Source organism: Methanosarcina sp. MTP4 (assembly GCF_000970045.1).
Lineage (GTDB): Archaea > Halobacteriota > Methanosarcinia > Methanosarcinales > Methanosarcinaceae > MTP4.
Window position 1 is genome coordinate 2,460,109 of sequence record NZ_CP009505.1, and the last position, 23,526, is coordinate 2,483,634.

At 47.0% G+C, this 23,526-nt stretch carries 17 protein-coding genes and 2 tRNA genes; 11 read left to right on the forward strand and 8 right to left on the reverse strand.

What is annotated here, in order from left to right:
• Nucleotides 1-878: 878 nt before the first annotated feature.
• Nucleotides 879-961 (reverse strand) — tRNA-Leu (locus MSMTP_RS10200).
• Nucleotides 962-1,245: 284 nt separating this feature from the next.
• A complete protein-coding gene (gene cutA, locus MSMTP_RS10205) occupies nt 1,246-1,596 on the reverse strand; it encodes a divalent-cation tolerance protein CutA (RefSeq protein ID WP_048178979.1) in 351 nt (116 codons plus the stop codon).
• Between the two features lie 509 nt (nt 1,597-2,105).
• On the opposite strand from cutA, the gene MSMTP_RS10210 reads away from it, so the two are divergent.
• The 4 genes from MSMTP_RS10210 (at nt 2,106) to MSMTP_RS10225 (ending at nt 7,109) form a co-directional block, all read left to right on the forward strand.
• Nucleotides 2,106-3,917 carry a site-2 protease family protein gene (locus MSMTP_RS10210; protein ID WP_048178981.1) on the forward strand — a complete coding sequence of 604 codons (1,812 nt, stop codon included), beginning with the start codon at nt 2,106-2,108 and terminating at the stop codon, nt 3,915-3,917.
• 317 nt (nt 3,918-4,234) lie between these two features.
• Nucleotides 4,235-5,179 (forward strand): TrkA family potassium uptake protein, encoded by a 945-nt coding sequence (locus MSMTP_RS10215; RefSeq protein WP_231582748.1) that lies wholly within the window; start codon nt 4,235-4,237, stop codon nt 5,177-5,179.
• Between the two features lie 142 nt (nt 5,180-5,321).
• Nucleotides 5,322-5,999, forward strand: a complete 678-nt coding sequence (locus tag MSMTP_RS10220) for a TrkA family potassium uptake protein (RefSeq protein ID WP_048178984.1) — start codon at nt 5,322-5,324, stop codon at nt 5,997-5,999.
• A gap of 390 nt (nt 6,000-6,389) precedes the next feature.
• Nucleotides 6,390-7,109: an RAD55 family ATPase gene (locus MSMTP_RS10225; RefSeq protein ID WP_048178987.1), complete on the forward strand. Its 720-nt coding sequence runs from the start codon at nt 6,390-6,392 to the stop codon at nt 7,107-7,109.
• A gap of 193 nt (nt 7,110-7,302) precedes the next feature.
• On the opposite strand, the gene MSMTP_RS10230 is transcribed toward MSMTP_RS10225, so the two are convergent.
• Nucleotides 7,303-8,160: a response regulator gene (locus tag MSMTP_RS10230; RefSeq protein ID WP_052718368.1), complete on the reverse strand. Its 858-nt coding sequence runs from the start codon at nt 8,158-8,160 to the stop codon at nt 7,303-7,305.
• A complete protein-coding gene (locus MSMTP_RS10235) occupies nt 8,150-8,872 on the reverse strand; it encodes an ATPase domain-containing protein (RefSeq protein ID WP_048178989.1) in 723 nt (240 codons plus the stop codon). The genes MSMTP_RS10230 and MSMTP_RS10235 overlap by 11 nt, the downstream gene beginning before the upstream one ends.
• A 433-nt stretch (nt 8,873-9,305) precedes the next feature.
• On the opposite strand from MSMTP_RS10235, the gene MSMTP_RS10240 reads away from it, so the two are divergent.
• The 5 genes from MSMTP_RS10240 (at nt 9,306) to MSMTP_RS10260 (ending at nt 12,082) form a co-directional block, all read left to right on the forward strand.
• Nucleotides 9,306-9,419: transfer RNA gene (locus MSMTP_RS10240), tRNA-Arg, on the forward strand.
• Nucleotides 9,420-9,673: 254 nt separating this feature from the next.
• Nucleotides 9,674-10,120 (forward strand): GNAT family N-acetyltransferase, encoded by a 447-nt coding sequence (locus tag MSMTP_RS10245; RefSeq protein WP_048178990.1) that lies wholly within the window; start codon nt 9,674-9,676, stop codon nt 10,118-10,120.
• A 68-nt stretch (nt 10,121-10,188) separates the two neighbouring features.
• Nucleotides 10,189-11,223 (forward strand): hypothetical protein, encoded by a 1,035-nt coding sequence (locus MSMTP_RS10250; protein ID WP_048178992.1) that lies wholly within the window; start codon nt 10,189-10,191, stop codon nt 11,221-11,223.
• 156 nt (nt 11,224-11,379) lie between these two features.
• Nucleotides 11,380-11,574, forward strand: coding sequence for an MM0924 family protein (locus MSMTP_RS10255; protein WP_048178994.1), 195 nt, complete (start codon nt 11,380-11,382; stop codon nt 11,572-11,574).
• Nucleotides 11,575-11,653: 79 nt separating this feature from the next.
• Nucleotides 11,654-12,082, forward strand: a complete 429-nt coding sequence (locus MSMTP_RS10260) for a fasciclin domain-containing protein (protein ID WP_048183330.1) — start codon at nt 11,654-11,656, stop codon at nt 12,080-12,082.
• A 10-nt stretch (nt 12,083-12,092) separates the two neighbouring features.
• On the opposite strand, the gene MSMTP_RS10265 is transcribed toward MSMTP_RS10260, so the two are convergent.
• Entirely contained in the window at nt 12,093-13,757 is a 1,665-nt protein-coding gene (locus MSMTP_RS10265) for a DEAD/DEAH box helicase (protein ID WP_048178996.1), read from the reverse strand.
• Nucleotides 13,758-13,887: 130 nt separating this feature from the next.
• The gene (locus tag MSMTP_RS20380) at nt 13,888-15,240 is read right to left on the reverse strand and encodes a BREX system ATP-binding domain-containing protein (protein WP_369799637.1); all 1,353 of its coding nucleotides are present in this window, start codon (nt 15,238-15,240) and stop codon (nt 13,888-13,890) included.
• On the opposite strand from MSMTP_RS20380, the gene MSMTP_RS20385 reads away from it, so the two are divergent.
• Entirely contained in the window at nt 15,129-15,539 is a 411-nt protein-coding gene (locus MSMTP_RS20385; RefSeq protein ID WP_369799638.1) for a pentapeptide repeat-containing protein, read from the forward strand. The two genes, MSMTP_RS20380 and MSMTP_RS20385, sit on opposite strands and share 112 nt — an antisense overlap.
• A gap of 1,973 nt (nt 15,540-17,512) precedes the next feature.
• On the opposite strand, the gene MSMTP_RS10275 is transcribed toward MSMTP_RS20385, so the two are convergent.
• Both MSMTP_RS10275 and MSMTP_RS10280 read right to left on the reverse strand, forming a co-directional pair.
• Nucleotides 17,513-18,757: a BREX system ATP-binding domain-containing protein gene (locus MSMTP_RS10275; protein ID WP_048179000.1), complete on the reverse strand. Its 1,245-nt coding sequence runs from the start codon at nt 18,755-18,757 to the stop codon at nt 17,513-17,515.
• A gap of 20 nt (nt 18,758-18,777) precedes the next feature.
• Complete coding sequence (locus tag MSMTP_RS10280; protein WP_048179003.1) at nt 18,778-19,620, reverse strand: hypothetical protein; 843 nt, start codon at nt 19,618-19,620, stop codon at nt 18,778-18,780.
• A gap of 708 nt (nt 19,621-20,328) precedes the next feature.
• Between MSMTP_RS10280 and ileS the strand changes: the two genes are divergently transcribed.
• Entirely contained in the window at nt 20,329-23,523 is a 3,195-nt protein-coding gene (gene ileS / locus MSMTP_RS10285) for an isoleucine--tRNA ligase (RefSeq protein WP_048179005.1), read from the forward strand.
• Nucleotides 23,524-23,526: the final 3 nt, after the last annotated feature.

The following is a 23,526-nucleotide window of genomic DNA, read 5'->3' on the forward strand; positions in this document are numbered from 1 at the left end:
GCTCTGTAGAAATCCTGTATATGGCTTGAAATGGCCCTGGTTTTTGTTACCGGGTTTACTAATGATTCCAGTTCCGAGAATTTTCGTTCTTAATATCGGTAACAAGGGCCCTCACCGCTTGCGAAGCAAGCGGCCCTTTCCGAAATTTCCGAAAAAAAGCGACTGCAAAATAAACTGCAATTATTGGCTTTTAGTTTTATTCAACTTACTTCACGTCATATTCTGATTTTTTAGTTATCCATACATATTTTTTTGGGAACATCTATACTATTTTTAGTCATTTTAATGCATCTTCTGGAAAAGCCGGTCGTCTTCGACGATCGGTGCAAATGCCGGTACCTATAAAGCAAGTCGAAAAAAGATTTCGGGAAAAGCTGAACAGGGGAATTACAGCTAATCCTTTACTGGTTGATTTAGATAGGTTTTCTACAAAGCCGAAAGAAGGGATATATGTAAAGCTGCGAAAACAACTTAACTGTTTGGTTTGAGAATCAAAAAGAAGGAAGATACACTTCGCACTTTATATAAGAGCTTAAAAGAAGCTCGAAAAAGTACAAAGAAGACCATGGGCTTGCATCAGAATCCGATGTAAAGGACTATCTGACCGCTGAACAGAAAGAGGCAATATATGACCTCCAAATCACCACTACAGGCTTAATAAAGGAGATAATTGAGTATAAAGAAAGGAAATCCCTTTTGAAGAAGCGATATCAAAATTTACCACTTCGGCTGGTAGTGCCCCGTATTGAACAGAAACAAAAGAGTGAAATGACCTAAATTAATTCAGGTCTGCAGACTCGTGATTAGCAATTTGGAAAATGAAGCAGTATCTTCCCAAAAACAAGAATCCCAGAAATAGAAAATTATAATAAGTTTAGTGCGAGGGAAGGGAGTCGAACCCTTGAACCCCTGCGGGAATGGATCTTGAGCCCATCGCCTTTAACCACTCGGCAACCCTCGCGCAATTGATTTATTTCTCGGTCTAAATATTCTCCAGGCTTCCTAATTAATTACATGTTGAACCTGTAACCGTTGACCGTCTGGTTACTCCTGCTTATGGATGAGTACCAATATGGTAACGATGAAACTACCATATAAAGCTAATCCTGTAAACAGGGCAGATACAACGCCCTGGAGCCGACAGGAAAAGCAAAGTTTTCCCCCGGAGCCGGGTGGTGGAAGGACGCTCTCTCTTGAAAAACTCTTTTCCGGAATCTCTGTCCCCTATAAACTCCGGGAACAGGCTTAGAGGTCCCCGGAATTTTTCTCGCCTGACTTGTTTATTTTTTCTCCCGAACTGTTTACCAGTACCCAGTCGAGGTACTCCTGCTCCCCTCCGATCTCCCAGAACTCGATCGCAGGCAGTTCATACGTATGGAGGGCTTTTACAAGCTTGCAGATCTCATCAAAGCGGGAAGAGTCGGTTTTAACGATCATTGCAATTTCGGAATCATCCTCAATTTTGCCTTCCCAGGTGTAGACCGATGATATGGGAAACATGTTCACACAGGCTGCAAGCTTCTTTGAGACCAGCGCTCTTGCAATGGTAGAAGCGTTCTTCATGTCCCCAGTTGTTATGTATACGATTCCCTGCATCTTACCCGGAACCTCCGGAAACATTAACAATTTAAATGATGTTATTGTTTAACGATTTCAAGCCAATAAGTAATTCCAGCTAAATCACTTCAAACCAACAATTTCAAACCAGCAATTTCAAACCAACAATTTCAAACCAACAATTTCAAACCAACAATTTCAAACCAATAAGTAATTCCAGCTAAATCACTTCAAGCTAATATTAATTCAAGCCAATAAGTAATTTAGGCTAATAGAAAGTGTTATACCTTGTGATAAATTATAAATGGTAATTACAAAAAATGGGCTTTGTACGGGAAAGCAGGCATGAGTATTTATATATTGATTTTAATATAATTACTCAGATTTAGATGCGACATGTTTTGTTTGATTGCTATTTGGCCCTCTGACTTTTCTGCACTGTCTCAAGATTTGGCCTATAACATAATATAATAAAACGTTTTATTTGCTTTAAGTTCCGAATAATTCGATTCATACCCAAGATCATTTCATATTCTCGGAGAATTTCTTTGAGTGGCACAAGCATTGCAATAAGCATATTCATACTGTACTGGTTCCTTGTCTCTATCCTGGACAGGCGGGGAATTCTGGAAAAATACAATATAAGCACCTTCGGTCCGCTGCCCATCCTTATGATCAGGACCACAAAAGGGCTCAAACTGCTTGACATCCTGGCCCGCCCCAAATTCTACTGGCGGGTTTTTGCAAACCTCGGGATCTGGCTTATGTTTGTAGGCATGATTGCCATGTTCCTGGTAATAGCGATCTCAGACTTTGCGCTGTACACGTCCTTCCTGAACAACAACGTCCCGGAACCGGGCAAGTACAATGCTGCCAGGAATATCCTGCTTATCCCCGGCCTAAACGAGTTTATCCCCTTTACCTGGGGAGTTATTGCGCTAATCGTCACTCTCGTGGTGCATGAGTTTTCCCACGCAATCCTCTGCCGGGTGGAAGGCATCCGGGTCAAGTCCATGGGAATCCTGCTTGCCCTTGTGCCTATCGGAGGTTTTGCGGAACCCGATGAAGAACAACTTTTCGGCAAAAAAGAAAAGCCAGTAGAAGAAAACGAACTTCCTCTTACTGCCTCGATTGATGAAATAGAAGAATGGGAACGGCAGGAAGAGCAAAGGAAAAGGGAAATACCTCTCAAAGTCAAGGAACAAAAACCTGCTCAGGAGCCTGAAAAAATTGCAACTAGGGCCCAGCGGTCCAGAATCCTGGCTGCCGGGGTGATGGCAAATTTCTGTGTTGCCTTCATCGCTTTACTGCTCTTCTTCGGGCCCGTGCTCGGGGCAATCGCTCCCCTGAGTGATGCCATGGTCCTGAGTGTAAACGAAAGTTCCCCTGCTGACCTTGCAGGAATCCGGGAGGACATGGTAATAACCCGGATAGATGACACCAACATCACCAACGCCATGGACGTCCTTTACTACCTGGAAACCGTTGAGTCCGGGGACATAATACAAATCCATGCCCTGGAAGACGGAGTAGTTTCGGTGTATGAGATCGAAGCTTCCGAGCTGGCCGACGGCCACATCAATGGGGTGCCGATTGGAGGGGTTGTGGAAGAAAGCCCTGCTGAAGCCACCGGTTTCGAGGAAGGGATGACCATGATCCGGCTCGATGACACGGAGATACAAGACGTCGCCGATTTTGTAAATTTCATGGAAAATACTCAGGCCAACCAGACCATCCGGGCGGAACTGCTTCCCCCTGCAAACTATACGGGAGCCCTGACGGAAAACGGCACGGTTGTACTTGATGTTAAACTGGCTCCCCATTCCATTGACAGTGAGCGTGGGTTCCTGGGAGTTATGTACGGAATGGACGGGATTGTCGAATGCCCGATGCTCGGCGTTTCCCTGTGGATGCCCCAATCAAAATACTATCTTGAAGCCCTCAAACAGATCCCCTCCCTGCTCACAGGACTTGCTGGCTGGCTGATCCTCTTCGGGCTTCCCATCTACGGGTTTGCAGGGGAAGGTTTCCGCGGCTTTTCAGGCACTATTGCCCAGTTCTACCAGCCCGTAGGCTGGGCCGAACCCCTTGGAGTGGGCATCTTCTGGATAGCCAATACCCTGCTCTGGATAGGCTGGCTGAACTTCTATGTGGGGCTCTTCAACTGCCTGCCCGCGGTACCCCTGGACGGGGGTCACGTGTTCAAGGACTACACCTACTCCCTTGTGTACCGGATTACAGGAAAGGAAGACGTCTCTGCAAGAGTCTCCAATTCTATTTCAGCAACCTTCTCAATGCTGATCCTGTTCTCGTTTATCTTTATGATAATCGGGCCGTTCATAGGGCAGTGGTTGAAATGAAATGAAATGAAATTTTTCAGTTAATATCCCGGACACTGCGGTGGAGCTTGGAAATTTCGGGACTGGAAGTTTCGGGGCCTGTTATCCGTAAAGCTCCGGATATTTTATTTTCTTTTTTGAGGTGCCATGTTAACCGGCTTTCACAATAATTATAAGATATCCCCGCTAACTTATAACAGTAATAATGAAAACAGGGTGTTTGAAAACAAGGTGTATTAATGGCTCTTCCAAGATCCGGTAGACCTGCAGGCAAGGCGAAAGTTCATAAAATAATGAGGAAAAGGCCTCATTCAGCTTACAAGATTGCAGCTTTGCTTATGGTAATAATTTATATCATTCTCTTCGAGTACCTGATGGTCCTGGAAGGCCAGCCCGAGCATGCAAATCCGATAACTGCTATCTACTGGGCAACCACTACTATTGCGACGGTAGGTTACGGCGACATTGTCTTTACTTCCCTGGCAGGTCAGCTTTTTTCGGTGCTCGTGCAGGTAGTAGGCATTATCATGATTTCCGGTTTCTTTCTGACATACGTGATTATGCCCTGGCTGGACAAGTCAATCAAGTTCAGGCTTCCCAGGAAGGCCCCCCCCGGTTTGAAAGAGCACATCATCATTTGCGGATACAACCAGCTTGTGGAAACCCTTATAGATGAACTGGCTGCGCAGGATATCCTGTTTGTGATAGTTGACGATGATACGGAACTTATAAGGGAACTCGCCTACAAAGATATCCCCTGCATCCTCGGGGTCCCCAGCGACAAACATACACTTCTGAACGCCAATGTCGAAAAGGCCAGGATCCTGATTGCAAACAAGTCCGATGAAAGGAACGCAAATATCGTGCTGACTGCACGGGAGTTCGAACACCTCCGGATCATTGCCATCGTAGAGGACCGCTCCAACTCCAAATACCTCAAGTATGCCGGAGCCGACACCGTGGTATCCCCCAAGTCCATGTTCGGGCAGTTCATAGGGAGAAAGGCTATGGACAGGCTTGTGAGCAGGGTTACCGGAGCAACCGAAATCTTTGAAGGGGTACACATCACCGAATTTCCCATATACCTGAAAAGCCCCCTTATAGGAAAGACCCTGAAGGACGTTTCCAGCCAGAGGCTTACCGGAGCACGCATTGTTGGGATCTGGATAAGCGGGACTCTTTCCTTTGACCCAAAAGAGGACGATGTGATCCGGGACAATTCCGTTCTCCTGGCCGTGGGAACCCCCGAACAGCTTTCAAAACTGAAAAAACTAACCCATTGAGCCCGTTTCCCGGATCAGGTTCCCTGGCAATGTAACAAAAAAAGTTTATTGTTTCAGAACATAACAGGCAGAGAAAAAACTGCCAATTATAAAGTCAAAGAATGAATCTGATGATTTCGATCTGAAGATTCCGGAGTGAAAAATGGAGCCAAAGGGACATCTGGTCGTGCTGGGATACGGAGACGTCGGAAAGAGCCTCGTAAAGGTGCTCAAGAGCGGACCTTTTCGTTTTGTCGTCGTGGATTCGGATGAAAAGGTCTTCGAATACGCAGACTTCGAGCATATCGTGGGGAACGGAGCCGACGAGGAAGTGCTCATTTCAGCGGGGGTGAAGACGGCATCCTTTATTTTCGTGGCCCTGAACGACGATACGAACGTCATTTTTGCAACCCTGATTGCAAGAAGCCTTAATCCGAACTCAACCATCGTAGCTAGGGCAAACTCCGTAAAGTCCATCGACAAGATCTACAAGGCCGGGGCGGATTACGTAGGGTCCCTTTCCATCGTGGCAGGGCAGATGCTTGCCAAAATGACTGCCAGCTGTGTGGGAAAGTCCTGCAGGATAGATGAAGATATAATGCTCTACGAAGGCATAGAAATCGAAATACATCATGTGGAAAAGGGCTCTCACATGGATAAAAAGTCAATCGGGACCCTGGACCTTGAAAATAAGATCGGATGCACCATAGTAGGCATTGAACGCGGGGGCCTTGCCATGACTGATCTCACTAAGAAGACTTTAATAAGGGCAGGGGACGTGATTGCTGTCGTCGGAAGCAGTAAACAGATTTCAGAGTTTAAAGAAAAATATATTGAATAAGAAGTATAGTATGTAATTTCAGGGGAACTTTTGAGGAAGAATTTTGAGGGGGACTTTTTCGAAAGAATTTTCAGGAGAACTTTTTAGGAAGAATGTTCAGGGGAACTTTTTAGGGAGAATATATCTGTTATTAGGGCTTATGCAATAAATGGAAACTGAGCCACAGCTAGAAATTGTTTGTAGTCGATGGTCACAGCTAATGATTATTTACAGCTAATGATTCGCAGTTAATGATTCGCAGTTAATGATTCGCAGTTAACGATTCACAGTTAACGATTCGCAGTTAATGATTCGCAGTTAACGATTCACAGTTAACGATTCACAGTTAACGATTCACAGTCAAGAATAATGTACAGTTATAAAATTATTTACCGTTAAAGATGTGATAAAATGGAGAGCTTATCTACCGGGATTGAGGGGCTTGATTTGATGATAGATGGCGGATACCCTAAGGGGAGGAGCGTACTTATCACGGGCCCTCCGGGTTCCGGAAAAACCATTCTCGGGCTGCAATTCTTGCACAGGAGCTGTGCGGAAGGCAAGAAATGTGTTATGATCCTTACCCGGGAACTCACGGAAGACCTCCTCAAGCAGGCAAAAAGCCTGGGGCTCGACCTTGACCCCTTCGTTGAAAACGGGCAGCTTATCATAAAGAACATCTTCGAGGAAAAAATTAACAAGATCAAAAGTTTCTCAAAATTCGGGAAGGGGCTCAGTACGGTAGATGCAGACATTCTCGACCACCTGAGCGGCATGAGCCCTGATGTCGAGGTCGTGGTCCTTGACAACATCGGGGTAATGGCCATTGACCACGATATCAAGGAATTTGCGGACAAGTTCAGCTCAATAAGTATCATCCTTATGAAAAACGGCTGTACGGGCTTCTTCGTCATGGACGAGGATTCCTACGAACTTACCCACAGGCTTACCGGCTACATGGTTGCCGGGCTTATCCGTTTCCTGGTGAAAGAAAACCTTAGTGTCGGGAGGACCAGCCAGTATATTTACGTCCAGAAAATGCGAAACAAGCAGGTGCCTGTAAAATATTCCCTGTATGACATTAGTTCCAGAGGGATTGAAATAATCAATAGCATAAAAGGAAATTACTGAATTTTAGGGTTTGTTCCTTTTATTTATTCTTGAACCCGAAAACGCTTTTTGATCCAAGTGTAATAAAGTGCTTCCGCCAGCTTGCCTGGCGACGCTTCTCAAAAGGAATAAAAAAAGATGTGAAAATAGTATTTCAGGCTGTACTTATTTCTGTTTTGTTTGAACCGTTATCGGTTTATCGGCCGCTTTTATATCAGATTTCCTTTATCCTGAAATAACAGCATTCATTTCGGTTTCCAATGGTTTTATACACTTCGACTCCCCATCTGCCGGGCATTTTCGAGGCAACATTTGAGAAGATCTTTCTTGTGAGGGTACAGAGAATCGGGTTTCTGCGCGCCTGTTCTTTACCCCAGGGACAGGCTATCCCTTCAATTATGCAGGCGGTTCCTTCATCGTCTGTTTTCGAACTGAAATCCCCTCCGAGCTGGTTCATAATATCTTCACAGATTTTCCCTGTGTAGGCAAGGTCCAGGTCTTCCAGGTCAAAGGAGTACATATCGATCAGGGTTTTCTGGACCATGCCGGTCATCTGGTTGATCATTATCTTTTTCTCTTCGTAAGAGATTGCCTGAAGAAGAGTGGGAATGATTTCGGTCAGGATGCTCTGAATCCTGTTTTTAACCTCGAGGCTGTCGCGTTCGGCCGCCAGTTTGTCGTGGAGGTCTTTTACCCTGAGCAGGGACTTAACTCTTGTAGTGAGTTCAAGCTTGTTTATGGGCTTCGTAAGAAAATCGTCAGCTCCCACATCGATCCCCCTTATACGGTGCTCGAGCTCCGAGAGGGCCGTAAGCATCAGGACCGGGGTGAACTGGGTTTCACTGTCAGCCTTAAGGAGCCTGCAGACCTCATAGCCGTCCACTTCGGGCATCATGACGTCCAGGAGGACCATGTCAGGTTTTTCTTCCCTGACCTTCCGAAGAGCCTCTTTTCCGCCGTAAGCGGTAATCGTTGTGTAGGGTTCCGATAAAAGGTAAGCTTCCATCAGTTCTACATTGATCTCTTCGTCATCGACAATCAGGATTTTGGGCGTTTTTTCTTCAATCGACAAGTTCTGTCCCTCCGGATTCCCGTATTTTGATCCCCTCGGGTGTAATTTCAAAGACCGACATGTCAGGAGAAATAGGGGTGCTGCGCATTTTGGAAATATTCAGGTAGCGCTCCATTTTTCCAAGGTACGCGTTTTCTTTTACAAGAAGCCGGATTGAGCCGTATGCCGTGTACTCCGCCAGTTGCTGGCTCATGTTGTATGCGGCTTCGTCCATAATCAAAAGGGTTGTGCATCTTTTTTTTCTAAGAAGGTAGTTCATCCCGTCTAGCTGGTCCCGCAATTTTCTCGTGGAAATCCGGAGGGCGAACACCCCGACATTATCAATAACAAGGCATTCCGTGTCTTCGGGTACAAGTTCTACGAGATTGGGAAGTTCGATTTCAAAACTTTCGGGCTTGAATCCGACCCTGGTCTGCCCTATTCTTTCCGAGCGGTTTTCGAAGATCCGTTCGATGATAAGCTGCCCGCTTTCGTAGTAAGGCTTGAGATCGTGGCCCAGCAGGCTTGCCTGGTAGAGAATATCTTCGGGAGTTTCCTCCGTTGCTATCATCATACACTTCTTGCCTTCAAGGCAGGACCTGTAAAGAAAATGGATTCCGAAGATGGTTTTCCCGGAACCGGCTACCCCTGTTATAAGGATAACCTTCTCCCCGGGATAGCCCCCGCTCAGCTTCTTATCCAGTTCATCTATACCCGTTGAAAACCTTTCCATTTTCACCCTGACCCTTTATGCTTCTGGGCCCCCGGCCTCTGTCCGGCTTTTGCACCGGATCGAATCGGAAGTCTTTCTGTATGTAGTTGTATCCCGCTAAAACTGAGTTTAAGATTTTAGGAATACTCTATTAATTAAAAGTAAAAATGATCTTCATATTTAATATTGTTGATGTAGGTAATGTTATATCAATCATATAAATATTGTTTAATCGTTATTGTTTAATCGTAAAAGATTAATGTCCACTAGCCAAACCATATGCCACTTTGCATTTTACATTATATTGTCCGGCCATTTTTTGACTGCGGGAGGCAGAAAATTCGGTTTTCTCCAGTTGAGAGGTTAAAGTAAACGTTTCTCTCCTGCCCGGGCATTCTTTCATTTCAAGAGAAAACTTTAATATGGGTAGTTCCTATCACTACTGCTACATTGCGGGCTCGTAGGGTAGCCAGGATATCCTAATGGGCTTCGAAGTAAAGTCTTTTACGAGGTGTAAAGTCTTTTACGAAGATACCCATTGACTCGTGTTCGAATCGCGGCGGGCCCGTTAAGTATTTTTGCTTGCAGTCAGTTTTTTCCTTTACTTCACTGAAGTAAATTTTCTACCAGCTATTCAAACATATTTTTACCAGGTAATTACGTTCCCTCCGTATTTAAGCAATTCCAAAAATTAATTGCAGTTGGGGCAATTAGTAAGTTATTCGGTAAGTCACTAAGTAAGAGGACCCGTATTATCGAAATTTACTTCCTGAAGATATCCAGGACATGAATTTGAAATTAAATAATATGGAATTTTCACATATGGATCTGAAGCAAGAGCACTCTTTTGAGATAAAATGGATCCGGGGAAACCTGGATCTTGAGGACCCCTATTATGTCCGCCAGGAGGTCTTCATGAAAGAGCAGAATGTTCCGGAAGAAGAGGAGATGGATGCCGCAGATGCCGTTTCCTGGCATGTTGTCGTATACGAAAATTCGAAACCTGTGGCTACCGGAAGAATTTTTAAGGACTGTGAGGTGTGGTTGATAGGGCGTATCGCCGTCCTGAAAGAATACAGGGGAAAGCAGGTCGGCAAACTGGTTGTGGAAAAGCTGCTTGAAAGAGCCGTCGAGCTGCAGGCAGGAGAGGTCCATGTCCATGCCCAGACCTATGCTGCGGGTTTTTACGAAAAGTTGGGCTTTGTGGCTTACGGGGAAACTTTCATGGAATCGGATATCGAGCATATCGGTATGATAAAAAAAATGTGAAGCCCCTTCAATCTATCAAAATTAAATTTAACTGATACGTACTTATTCCTTAAAATTGATTCTGTATCATGGGATGGTACGGCATAGATGCGGTTGACAGGGCTTTTTCCCGGACGAGGAAAGCTCTTTTTGAACCTTTTGACTTCTGGAAATGGGCGAAACTTGCGCTCATCATATTTTTAATAGGCGGCGCAGGCTCCAATTTTGGGGGCAATTACGGAGGCTCGGGGAACAACTACCAGGCGAGTCCCGACGAATTCGAAGATATTTTCCCGGAGATCGACCCCGGGCAGATTGCCGAAGTTTCCGGGATTATTATTGCAGGAATAGTGCTGGTCTTCTTGCTGGTTCTTGTTTTTTCCTACATCTCCAGTGTCATGGAGTTCGTTTTTGTGGAGTCTCTGGTAAAAAACGAGGTACTCTTCTGGGCTTATTCCAGAAAATTCCTTGGCAAAGGGTTCAATCTCCTGCTCATAAGGTTCGGTATCGGGCTTGTTTTCCTGCTGCTCATTGGGATTGCTGCACTCCCCTTAGTCTCCAAACTGCTTGAAAATACCTCGGATTTTTCCTGGCCTGCCCTGGTAGGTGGATTTATCTGGCTTTTTGCCGTGATTACGGGGCTTGCGATCCTGGGATCGTTTATCAATTCTTTCCTTAACTTTGCAATTCCTCTCTCCATCTATCGGGAAACAGGGATTCTCTCGGCTTTCGGGCTTGCCTTTGGAAATATCAGGAAAAGCTGGAAAGAGCTACTGGTTTACTGGGTAGTCAGGTTTTTCCTCATGATCGGAATCACAATCTTTGTCGTAATTCTTTCTTTAATTCTCTTTCTGGCGTTCGGGCTGGTATTCCTGATTGTCGACGGAGTCCTGTATTTCCTCTTCTCGGCCCTGGTGTCGGGAACCATGCTCTGGGTGCTTCTGATCCCCTTTGTCCTGCTTGAACTGCTGGTGATCTTTGTGGCAATGCTTTTCCTGGGCGTGCCCTTTGGCGTTTTCACCAAGTACCATATGCTGAGTTTCCTTGAAGCCTGGTATACCGAATCGGAAATTCCGATTTTTAACGGTTTTTCCCGTTCCGAACCGGAAATCACGGGATTTTAAATTTTTTAATTTCTCTTCAATTTTTTCTTTTCTGTGCTTTTTTCCCGTATCAATATTCAGAACCTTTGTTTTCACAATGTATATGGCTATTAAAATACAATTGATAATATGAAAACACCGGTTTTAAACAGAATTGATCATAGGGGGAGTTGGAACATGAAACAGGAATTCATAGAAAAGTACTATTTGGGAAAGGAAGTTGAAATTGACGTTTGTGGGAGAAACACGTATCGTGGAATTGCTGCCGAATGTAAGGACGGGGTACTGAGCCTCAAATGGAATATAAAAGAAGAGGGCTACACACATATCGATATCGAAAGTATTGCCGCCATTTGGAAAATCCTGAAATAAAGAACATAGATGCAAAAAGCATAGGTACTCAATAACCGTGAATCCGAAAAGAATGGAATTAAACGAGGGAGTGGGAAACATGAGAAATATAGTGGAAACTGCTATTGACGCAGGAGTATTCAAGACTCTTGTCCAGGCTGTAGAGGCTGCAGACCTGGTCAAAACTCTGAGCGAGGAGGGACCTTTTACGGTCTGTGCCCCGGATGACGAGGCTTTTTCAAAACTTCCCGGGGGAGCCCTGGACATTCTTTTAAAAGATCAAGAAAGCCTGAGACAGGTCTTGCTCTTCCATGTGGCTTCAGGGCAGGTCATGTCCCGGGATATCGTGAAAATGCAGTCTGTACAGACCCTGCAGGGCGAGGAACTCAAGATCGATATCACCCAGGGAGTCCAGATTGGAGATGCACAGGTAACCCAGCCGGATATCGAGTGTTCTAATGGTGTCATCCATGTAATTGACAGGGTATTAATCCCGAAATCAATTAAAATGCATGCTGCCCCCCGTTAAACTTCTTCTTTCAAACTCCTTTCCTTTTTTCGATTTCAGCTTCCTGGATTTTATCAGGCAAATACTCAAAAAAAGCTCCGAGCCCGGCTGCGCATTTCAAGCTATTAAATACAGCCTTTACTGTCGATTTTTTAACGTAGACGCTTTCTTCTTCAAGCTTAAAGATCTCCCAGGACTTCCCTGCAAGAGAAAAGCTCTGGCAGGCTCTAATGCAGCCTGGGGAAAGCCGGGCTTCCCCTATTTTTTTGTTTGTCCGGGAGTTCACGACTTCCACAAACCTTTCGAGAGGAATATTGGAATGGAGCGTACCCTCCTCGCCCTGGTTCATGATGAACTCCGAGGCGTAAATTTTCCGGTTTCTGGAGCTTATCAGCCCTGAAGCAAGCAGTTCTTCTATGATGCTTTTCAGGTCTTCGTAGGCACAGAAATTGTTGAATAGCCTGTACAGGTAGTCTTCATCCACGCCCCAGGGGTTTGAGAACAGGACGGAAAAAATTTGCTGGACTGCAACGGAAAGGTCCGGGACATACACTTTATTTCCAGGGAAGTTTTCTTTTGCATGGTCCAAAAGAAGTTCGAATAAGGGCATTGATTTGCTGTCGCAGAGGAAAAAGACCCTCGCAAACCCTGTTGTTTTCCCGGCGCATTCAAAGCCCCGGGCAAATGAATGAAGGTTCCCCGGAATCCCGGCAAAGACCACGGCATCAATATCTCCAACACTGATTCCGGCATCATGAGCAACTGATGAAATGCAGACGGCTCTTTCGGCATTTTTGAAAAAGTTCTCCACTTCTTCTTTTTCGGACCCTGAAAGTCCTTCATGGAGGACGGCCAGATGGGCGGCTGCTGTCAAAGGATCCCGGAACTTCTTCAGCAGGGTCTCGACTTCTTCGCTTTTCTCCCTGCTGCCGCAAAAAACAAGGATTTTTTTTATGTATTCCTTCCCGGCAAGCTCGAAGATCTCCTCGAATGAAGCTGCATAAGTCTCCTTTATCTCCCTCTCTTCTTCCACCCGGATTACCTGGAAATCGTCCATGTACCGTTCCCCGACCTGTACCGCGTTTCCGACAGGGGTTGAGAGGGCGTAGACGGAAAACTTTCCTGCAATTTCCCTTAAGCGTTCCAGGAGGAGGCGGACCTGGTCTCCCCGGTATCCCCCGTCGATACCGTGGACCCCATCAAGGACCACAGCCCGTACCCTCTCCAGCCCTTCCGGATACCTGCAGAGCAGGGAGTCCAGGGCTTCGGGGGTCGTTATCAGGAAGTCAGGGGGGTTATCCGCATTTATAAAGACCCTATACGCTGTTTTTTTAGATACCCTCAGGCCAGGCCTGGCAAGCTGTTCACGGAGCCGGCCAAATATTTCATTTGCCCGCGCCCGGGTAGGGGTGAGGTAAAGCACAGCCAGCCCTTTTCTCTTTTCTTCGAGGACAGTTTCGCACAACGGAGCAAGCACAGCTTCGGAAATCCCCTCTTTTTCCGGAGCCGCGATGACCGCATTTTTTCCCTCAAACACGGTCCTAATAACCATTTTCCGGACAGGAGATAAGGGCGCAGACCGGCTAAAAAAGATGTACCAGGTCCTTTTCAGGAGCCGTTTTATATCCTGGTTTTCATCCCCTGTTTTTACCCTTCCTTCGTATACTGTTCGCTCATTTCCTTCTTTCTCACTCATACTCAGGGCTTCCGGAATTATTTATAGGGCTTTTTTTGCCTTCCTTTCAGGTCTGGCTTTTTCATCTGGGCTTTTTAGGTCTGATTTTCTCCATCTAATTTTATTCCGTCTGACCTTTTGCATTTCAGATTCATTTGAATCTTTCATCGGAACCGCTGTCCGGATGGTAGCGCATGAGGTCCAGCCCTTCCACCGCAGCCTTGACAAAGCTTCGGGGCCTGTCAAGCGGGAGATAGGAGTAAAGGTTTTTTTCAGACGAATAACCGTAGGCTTCGGAGTAGATTTTTTCTATGTTCCCTAGCAGGGTTTGCAGAGAAGGTTCGTCCAGGGTTTCAAGTTCTATCCGGCCCATGGAACCAAAGAGGGAGGATATTTTTGAAAATTGTTCCATGGATTCAAGCATTTCGGGCACGAATGAAAAGATAAGTTTCAGGTCCGATTCCCTCTCCCAGAGGTAAGGGATAGGCTGCTGTGTCATTTTGCTGTAGATCAGGCCGCTTTTCTTCCCCAGGTTGTCAGCGTCCGGGGTGTCGTCTATCAGGGACTCGTCTGAATTGCTTAGCAGGACAAGCCCCCTGAGGGTGTTAAGGGCCTTGTCGAACTGGTAATTCGTATACCAGTAAGGGTCAACAGTCTCGGCTTCGTCGAAAAGGATGAGGACCCCTTCCAGCCCCAGGATGTGCTTTGCAGCCCAGCTTAAGCCGTTGAGCAGGTTGGCGTAAAGGTTTGCCGCAGTCTGGTGTTTCTGGAGGACCGGGAAACCTGCAGGCCCTTCCCTCCTACCTTCGATCCATTCGAAAAGCCACTCCCGGTCCTTCCCTTCCTGCCAGGCCTCCTGCATTTTGCCAAGGTAGGGATGGCTACGGATCTTTTCTACCTCAGGACTTTCACTTTCGTTCAGGAGGGTAAGGAATGCCCTGAAATCTCCCAAAGCCCCGTTTTCCCTGAAACAGAAATTGTTTACAAAACTTTCATACAGCTGGTGCGGTTTGTGGAACGGAGTCTCCTGGGCATCGATTTCGATCCTTGCAACCCCCCAGTTTTGCCTGAGCGCCGTTTCCGAGAGCATCTCAAGGAAATGAGTCTTTCCACTTCCGTATTCCCCTATGACCTGCAGGGCTCCTCTTCCTGAATCGAGCCAGCTACAGGCTTCAAGGAATTCTTTCTCCCTGCCCACTGAATACTTTTCAACACAGGAAAGAGGTACACCTCCAAGCCTTAGTGCCTCAATTATCCTGCGGGCTGCAATTCTCGGTTTGACATCCTCTCCGGGAGCGTTTCCATTCCCGGGACCCGGGACTTCCGCTTTAAGCTCGGCAGCATTTTGTTCAATTTCCGAAGATACGATTTCAGGAGATTCAATTTCCGAAGATTCGAGTTCAGAAGATTCAATTTCCGAAGATTCGAGTTCAAGAGATTCAATTTCAGGAGATTCAATTTCAGGAGATTCAATTTCAGGAGATTCAATTTCAGGAGATTCAATTTCAGGAGATTCAATTTCAGGAGATTCAATTTCCGAAGATTCGAGTTCAAGAGATTCAATTTCAGGAGATTCAATTTCAGGAGATTCAATTTCAGGAGATTCAATTTCAGGAGATTCAATTTCAGGAGATTCAATTTCCGAAGATTCGAGTTCAGGAGATTCAATTTCAGGAGATTCGAGTTCAGAAGATTCGAGTTCAGAAGATTCGAGTTCAGAAGATTCGAGTTCAGAAGATTCGAGTTCAGAAGATTCGAGTTCAGAAGATTCGAGTTCTGGAAGTTCGTTTACCTCTCCGGTAAGTTCAGCAATTGATTTTAGAAGTGTTTCAGTGCCTATTCCAGCAGAAGTCACAGGAGTTGCAGAAACAGTAGATTTGGATGCCACATGTTCGGACTCTACAGGTTCAATTGCTGTGGGTTCAGATACTACAAGTTCAGAAACAGCAGATTCGGATTCCACAGGTTCAGATACTACAAGTTCAGAAACAGCAGATTCGGATTCCACAGGTTCAGATACTACAAGTTCAGAAACAGCAGACTCGGATTCTACAGGTTCAGAAACAGCAGATTTGGATTCCACATATTCGGACTCTGCAGGTTCAAGTGCTGTAGGTTCAGATACTACAAGTTCAGAAACAGTAGATTCGGATTCCACAGGTTCAGAAACTACAAGTTCAGAAACAACAGACTTGGATTCTACAAGTTCAGAAACAGCAGAATCGGATTCCACAGGTTCAGAAACAGCAGAATCGGATTCTACAGGTTCAGAAACAGCGGGTTCAATATCTGGTTCCGTGGTTATTTCGGGAGAAGCACGACTTATTTCTTTATCTTTCTCTGTATCTTCTTCTGTGTCATCAATTTGTTCGTATTTCTGCTTTTCATCCGAAGTAATCGAATTTATGGTAGCCAGCAAATTAGAGATTCCTGTCGAATCCTTATTTATTTCCGCTTCCGAGGTTGCTGCAGGAGCTGAAGTTGCTGAAGGTTCGGTCTTTTGCGCAGGTTCTGGTACTTCCTCTGAGAAGGAAACGTTCGGAACTGGACCTTCTGGAGCCCGTTCGTCCTCTAAAGGCTCAGGGGTTTTCAGCAAATTCAGAATTTCGTCAAGAGGCGAAGATTTTTCCGGGGCAGTCACTTGCGAGTCCGTTAAATCAGCTGTTTTTCCGGAATTCGGGGATGTCGGATTGGAGGGGACTTCCAGCTGGTTTATCAGTTCTCCATTGTGCATTACTTCCGGAAGTTCAGGGACCTTCAAAATATCCGAAATTTCTATCGGCTCCATTTTTACGGGAGCCGGGCTTTCAACCGGAGCAAGCACCTCCAATACGGCTTTTTCCTCAGCAGGCTCCTTTACCCCTTCAGGTTCGGGTTTATCCAGTTGATTTGAGACTTTCAGCAGGTCGAAGATTACGGGGACTGCCGGGGTTTGTGCTGCTTCCGGTGTTTTCTTTAAGGCGGGGGGTTTTGTCAGATCAGAGATTTTGGTAAGATCAGAGACTTCAGTCGGATCAGATGTTTTAGTCGAATCGGGGGTTTTTGCCAGATCCGGGGTTTCCATTGAATCCGGAAGACTGATTGAGGAAAGAGTTTTAATGTCAAGGGCAGCTCTGGGAGGAGGGCTGATTTTTTCCACCCTGCGGCCTTCGGAGGACAGAAGACTTGTCTCCTCAGGCAGGGATAAGGGCAGGGCTTCGACTGTGTCAATTGCCTTTTCAGGGGGTTTGCTGCTTTTCAGTATCTCCTTTGCTTTCCCGGTTTCTTTTGTTTTCCTTTCGGCTTCTGCTTTTGAAGAGCCTCCAAAAATCCGGCGGCTCAATTTACTCAAAATTTCAGTGAATTTTCCAAAGATAGGGAGTCTAAGTCCTAAAAAATTTTTTCCGGCCACGGCACCACCTGGGGGAGTAATTTGAAAATAAATACTGGGAACTAATATTGGGAATTAATATTGGGAATTAATATTGGGAATTAATATTGGGAATTAATATTGGGAATTAATATTGGGAATTAATATTGGGAATTAATACTGGGAATTAATACTGGGAATTAATACTGGGAATTAATACTGGGAATTAATATTGAAAATCGAGGATTTGAATAAAAAGCAAAGAGTATAATATATTAAATTTATTTAATGCTTAATAGAAGTTACGCACTTGGGAAGTAAAAACAAGCACATGAGACCTTACCAATAAAATAATTATTTAGATAGTTTGGAGTCTCATCCCACTGTTTTTTTGTTTCAACTGCGTAAGTCCTGGCTTAAATTTTTATCAGGTTTTCTCCGCCCCCTTCGCATTTTCCATACTGTTTGCTTTCAGGGCATGGAAGGAAGGAACAATCAGCTGGACAAAGAGGCGGTTGTATGCGATTTCTCCGTAGCTTTCCTGGTCGGCTTTTTCAGCAACTTCCCTGATCGTGGTTTCCAGTTCGGCCTCATCGAATTTCACTTCGTGGGCGATTTCGTAGATCCTGGCAAGCTTTGCCCCGATTTCGATCAGGAGGTCCACGGGGTCTTTTGAGAGGTTTTCAAGGTCAATCTTGACTCCCGTGGGGTTGATTTCTCCTTCAAAGGTGGTCGAAAGGCGCTGGTTGAGGGCTTCGTAGACATTTGTCCTGCCTTCCAGGAAGCTCTCGTCAGGCACGGCATAGAAGACCATGGTCCCTTTCAGGGCACCCCGGCTGCAGGCATCCACCAGTTCCCTGAGGTTCTGGAGGAGGGTGCTGCGTTCCCTTGTGCTCATGCTAGGGGTCTGTTCGGCTTCGTCCAGCAGGACTATAAGCCCCGAATACCCGGTTTTCAAAACAAACTGGACAAGACAGCGGAGCATTTTGAAGGCTGTTGACCTGTCAATTTTCTCATATATGTGGAGCTCGGTTAACAGTTTCGAGGAGGGGTTTTCTCCTTTCAGCCACTGCACAATGAGGTCGAAAAGTTCTTCCTCTCCCTGGTAAAGGGCAGTAAAAGCTTTTTTCACCGCGTTCTGGAAACTTGTGCTTTCAAAGGACCCAAGTGCCCGGAGGTAATTTTCCACCTCCTCTCCCGGACGGTAGGGGGGAACCAGGGGCAAAATCTCAATGGTTTCCCTGTACCACTTTCTCAATACCGCCTCAATCCCTTTTTCAGGTTCATCCAGAAGGGCGGCAGTTTCCTGGGGGAAGATCAGATTGGAAACAATGGCCCTGTACACCTCTTCCAGCTTGTGGAAGGGCACGGAATTGGCACTCAGCTCGATGTAAGAAGTGATGTAATTATGTTCCCAGGCCCTCCCGAGTACATTGTACAGGAAATGGGTCTTACCCCCTCCGTAGGCTCCCACGACCATTTTGAAGGAGCTACCGCCGTATTTTATGTAGTCTTTCAGGTACTCGGCTTCGATCGTTTCCATGTACCTGTCCAGGCCCGCCGTGAAAAACTGGTATCCGTAAAGGGGAGGCTGTCCGGTCCCTCCTACCTCGTTTATGATCCGCTTTGCCAGGGTCCTGTCGAGATTTTCAAATTCGGTTTCATCACCCATCTTTCCTCTCCCTTTCTGTGTTACTTCACTTCCCTGAACTTAACCTGGGATATGGATTCGCCCAGGCCTTTTCCGGACTGCGGGGGGATCCAGAGGAAAGCTGATTTTCGTTTTGTTTCCGCTCTCCTTGCCGTTATGAGCCTGAGTTCGAAACCTTCAAGCCTCCGCTTTCTCAAGCGTGAGAGGTCATAGCTGAACATGATCCGGCTGTATTCACCGTAGTATTTTTTCAGGGGGTTTTCCCTGAACTTTTTATCCTGAATGACAAAAGAGTACGCAGAAATGATCTCGGAAACCGGGATTTCTTCATCAAAATTCTTATTCTCCCGGAGCAGGCAGATCCTGTAGGCTTCCAGCAGGTTGTTCAGGAACTCGTCGTCATCGAATTGCCTGCTGCTTATGGTTTCGTCCCATTCCAGCAGCTTTGCCGCAGTCAGGTCCGGGCTGGCTTTAACCGTGTCAATCCTCTCGAATTCGGGCCCGTAGTAGATGTCTACCTTATTTGCGTCCAGCTTTACCACAAACGTGTACATCGAGGTCCTGAGCCGCGGGTAATGGCCTTCCAGGGAAAAACCTTGGTCCTTCAGGTTTTCAGCCAGTTTTCGTCCGAAATCCGCCTTTACAAGGGCTTCGAGACTTGAAATCTCAGCCCTGTATGCTTTAAGCTCCGAATTTATCCTGCCCTTAAAAACAGGGTCGAACAGGCAGTTTTCCAGGTACCTGTCCATTTTCTTCACTTCGTCTTTCAGGATGCTCAAACGTCTGGAAGGGTTCTCTTCCTCTTTGCCAATTTTTCTAAGGGCCAGCCTCATGTTTTTTGCTAATGTGGCCTGGCTCCCGAGTTGTTTGATTATTTCTTCCATTCAAACCCTCGCGTCCTGCTCTCGTAGCAAAGTATCTTTATACGGAGTACATAAATCTGCCTATATTTATATCTGAAGTGAATAATTCTATTTAAAATATAATAATATGGTATGTAATTTTTAATGCAAGGATTTTTCCGGAGAGACCCTTCAAATTTCACAAAAAAGATAGTCTGAGCTTCAACAATAAAGCTACTGCGAATTTTAACGAAAAAGTTAGCTGTTCTTGAGCCATGGGAGCCCCGGTATACCCTGGCCCTCAGCCAAAAGGATCATCGAAGTTCGGTAAAAAAACGTTGAAATATCCATTTCAGGTCCATCTGCGGGGAGGCAACAGGCTCCTTTTCCATGTTTCTATAATAAAGCTTAAATTGAGTGCAGTAATTACTGAATAAAATGTACTGACTGACCGGACCTGATAACCGGACTTGATAAACTAAATTATAACCGAAGCATGTAAAGAATAGGATGCTTTTACGCTCTAAAAGGAGCAGGTTTACTTCACCAATTAACCTTATCGATTAACCTTATCGATTAACCTTGTCGATTAACCTTATCGATCAACCTTGTCGATTAACCTTATCGATTAACTTTATCAATCAACTTTATCAATCAACTTTATCAATCAACCTTATCAATCAACTTTATCAATCAACCTTATCAATCAACTTTATCAATCAACCTTATCTTTCACAGGGAGACCCCCACATGATAAAAGAAATTACTGCCAAGTATGATGCAGGACAAATCGAACAAAAGGTAACGCAATTCTGGGAAGACAGCGACGCGTACCGGAAGACCCGGGAACACCGCAAGCCCGGAAAAAAGCTCTTCTTCGTAGACGGCCCGCCCTACACCACAGGGCACATTCACCTGGGGACTGCCTGGAACAAGATTATCAAGGACTCCATTCTCCGCTATTATTCCATGAATAACCGCAACATCATGGAGCGGCCGGGCTGGGACATGCACGGACTGCCGATTGAGGTTAAGGTAGAAGGCTTGCTCGGCTTCAAGTCCAAGAAGGACATCGAGAGCTTCGGGGTAGGCAACTTCATCGGGAAGTGTAAGGAATTCGCCATCACCCAGAAGGAGGCTATGACAGAGCAGTTCGAGCGCCTCGGGACCTGGCTCTTGTGGGAAGACCCCTACATGACCCTGAAAGACGAGTACATCGAAGCTGCCTGGTGGACTCTCAAGCAGGCCCAGGAAAAGGACCTCCTGGATGTGGGCAAGCGTGTGGTCAACTGGTGCCCCCGCTGCGAAACCGCAATTGCAGACTCCGAGGTCGAGTATGAGGATAGGACCGACCCTTCCATCTATGTCAAGTTCAAGGTCAAGGGGGAGGAAAACACCTTCATCGTGATCTGGACCACAACCCCCTGGACCATTCCCTCGAACATCGCCGTTGCTGTCCACCCCTCCTTTGAATACGCTAAGTTTAGGGTGGTAAGGCAGGACGGAAAGGAAGAAATCCTGATCGCCGCAACCCCCCTCATCGAAAACGTGCTCAAGAAGGGCAGGTACACGGACTACGAAATCCTTGAGACCATGCTCGGGGAAGACGTTGCAGGGCTTGAGTACGAAAGCCCGCTCGGGGACCTGGTGCCTGTCCAGAAAGAGTTCAAACACAACGTCTATGAGGCCGAATACGTAACTGCAGAAAATACTGGCTGTGTGCACATCGCCCCCGGACACGGGATGGACGACTTTGCCGTGGGGATCAAGAATAAGCTGCCCATTTTCTGTCCCGTAGGCCCTAACGGCTCTTACACCGAAGAAGCAGGCAGCTACGCAGGCCAGAACATCCGGGAGGCAAACCCCGGGATCATCAAGGACCTGCAAGAGCGCGACCGCCTCCTTGCCGAAGAGACCATCACCCACAGGTACGGGCACTGCTGGCGCTGCAAGACTCCGATCATCTACCTGGCAACAGAACAGTGGTTCCTTAAAATTACCGATCTCAAGGAAAAAATGCTCCAGGAAATCGATGCCGTGGACTGGTATCCTGACTGGGCAGGCTCAGCCCGTTTCAGGACCTGGGTGGAAGGCGCACGGGACTGGTGTATCTCCAGGCAGCGCTATTGGGGAGTCCCGATTCCGGTCTGGAAATGCCCGAAGTGTAACAGCATAGAGGTCATCGGGACCAAGGAAGAACTGATTGAGAGGTCCTCCAACGCAGGGGGGGAAATCGAGCTGCACCGGCCCTATGTGGACGAAGTGACCATCCCCTGTGAATGCGGCGGCGAGAAAAAGCGTGTTGAAGACGTCTTTGACGTCTGGTTTGACTCTGCAGTTGCTTCCTGGGCAACCCTGAAGTTCCCGCACAGCAGGGAAGACTTTGACGAATGGTGGCCTGCCGACTTCATCACTGAAGGCCACGACCAGACCCGCGGCTGGTTCTATTCCCAGCTTGGAGCCAGCATGGTGAACTTTGGAAAAGCTCCTTACAAGAGCGTACTCATGCACGGTTTCACCCTGGACTCCACCGGAAAGAAGATGTCCAAAAGTCTCGGAAATGTTGTCACCCCCCAGGAAGTGATCGACAAAGTCGGAGCCGACACCCTCAGGGCTTACGTGCTCTCAACCAGCGCCCCCTGGGAAGACCTGAAGTTCAACATGGAAGAAGTGGCAACCGTTAACCGCTCCATCAACATCCTCTGGAACGTCTTCAGGTTCCCCCTGCCCTACATGGCCCTGGATAAATTCGACCCCATGCAGGTCTCCCTGGACTCCGTAAAAGGCGCCCTCAGGGAAGAGGACAAATGGATCCTTTCCAGACTGCAGTCCGTGATCAAAGCCGTGGATGACGCCATGAGCGGCTACCTGCTCCATAAAGCTGTCAGGGAAATTTTCGAGTTCACCCTGGAAGACCTTTCCCGCTGGTACATCCAGCTCATCAGGCCCAGGACCTGGACCGAAGCCGACGACCCGGACAAACTTGCCGCCTACCGTGTGCTCTACGAGATCTACGTAACCCTCACAAAGCTGATCGCCCCCTTCATGCCCTTCCTGGCTGAAGAGATGTACCAGAACCTGGGCCGGAACGTGGACCCCGCTGCCCTCGAGTCCGTCCACATGTGCGACTGGCCAACGGTCAACGAGGCTCTCCGGGACCCCGAACTCGAAGTTTCCATGGCCCTGGTCAGGGACGTTGTGGAAGCTGCCTCAAACGCCCGCCAGAAAGCAGGCAGGAAACTCAGGTGGCCGATTTCCCGGATTATCCTGAGCCCCGAAAGCGAAGAAGCTGCAACAGCGGTCAAACGGCTCAAATCCGTCCTGATGGACCAGACAAACTCCAAGGACATCGTGCTCACCGCCGTTGGCGAAAGCTGGGACGAACTGGGTCTCGAAGTAATCCCCAACCCTGGCAAGATCGGCCCCGTCTTCAAGAAGGACGCCGGAAAAGTAGTCCCCGCCCTGAAGGAACTTGACGGTGTTTTCCTCAAGAAAGCCTTTGCCGAAGCCGGCGAGTTCGAACTCACCCTTGCTGACGGCTCGGTCGTGACCGTCACCCCCGAAATGGCAAACTTCAACGAAACCCTCCCCGAAGGTGTCGCAAGTGCCGACTCCGACGCAGGCCTCGTCTATGTGGACGCCAACCTGACTCCCGAACTCGAAGCCGAAGGGTTCACAAGGGAAGTTATCCGCAGGGTCCAGGACATGAGAAAGGAACTCGACCTCATTGTTGACGATAACATCATAGCCCTGGTCCAGATCGATGACGACAGGGTCCTTGACCTGGTAGACACCCTTGGTGAACTTCTCGCAGAAGAAGTCCGGGCAAGCATCCTCGAGCTCTCCAACGAAGACGAAATCACCGGAGACCTCGTAAAGGACTGGGAAGTCGAAGGCATTGCCATGAAGATCGGAATCGCAAAGGACCTGGAATCAGACGACTGAAGG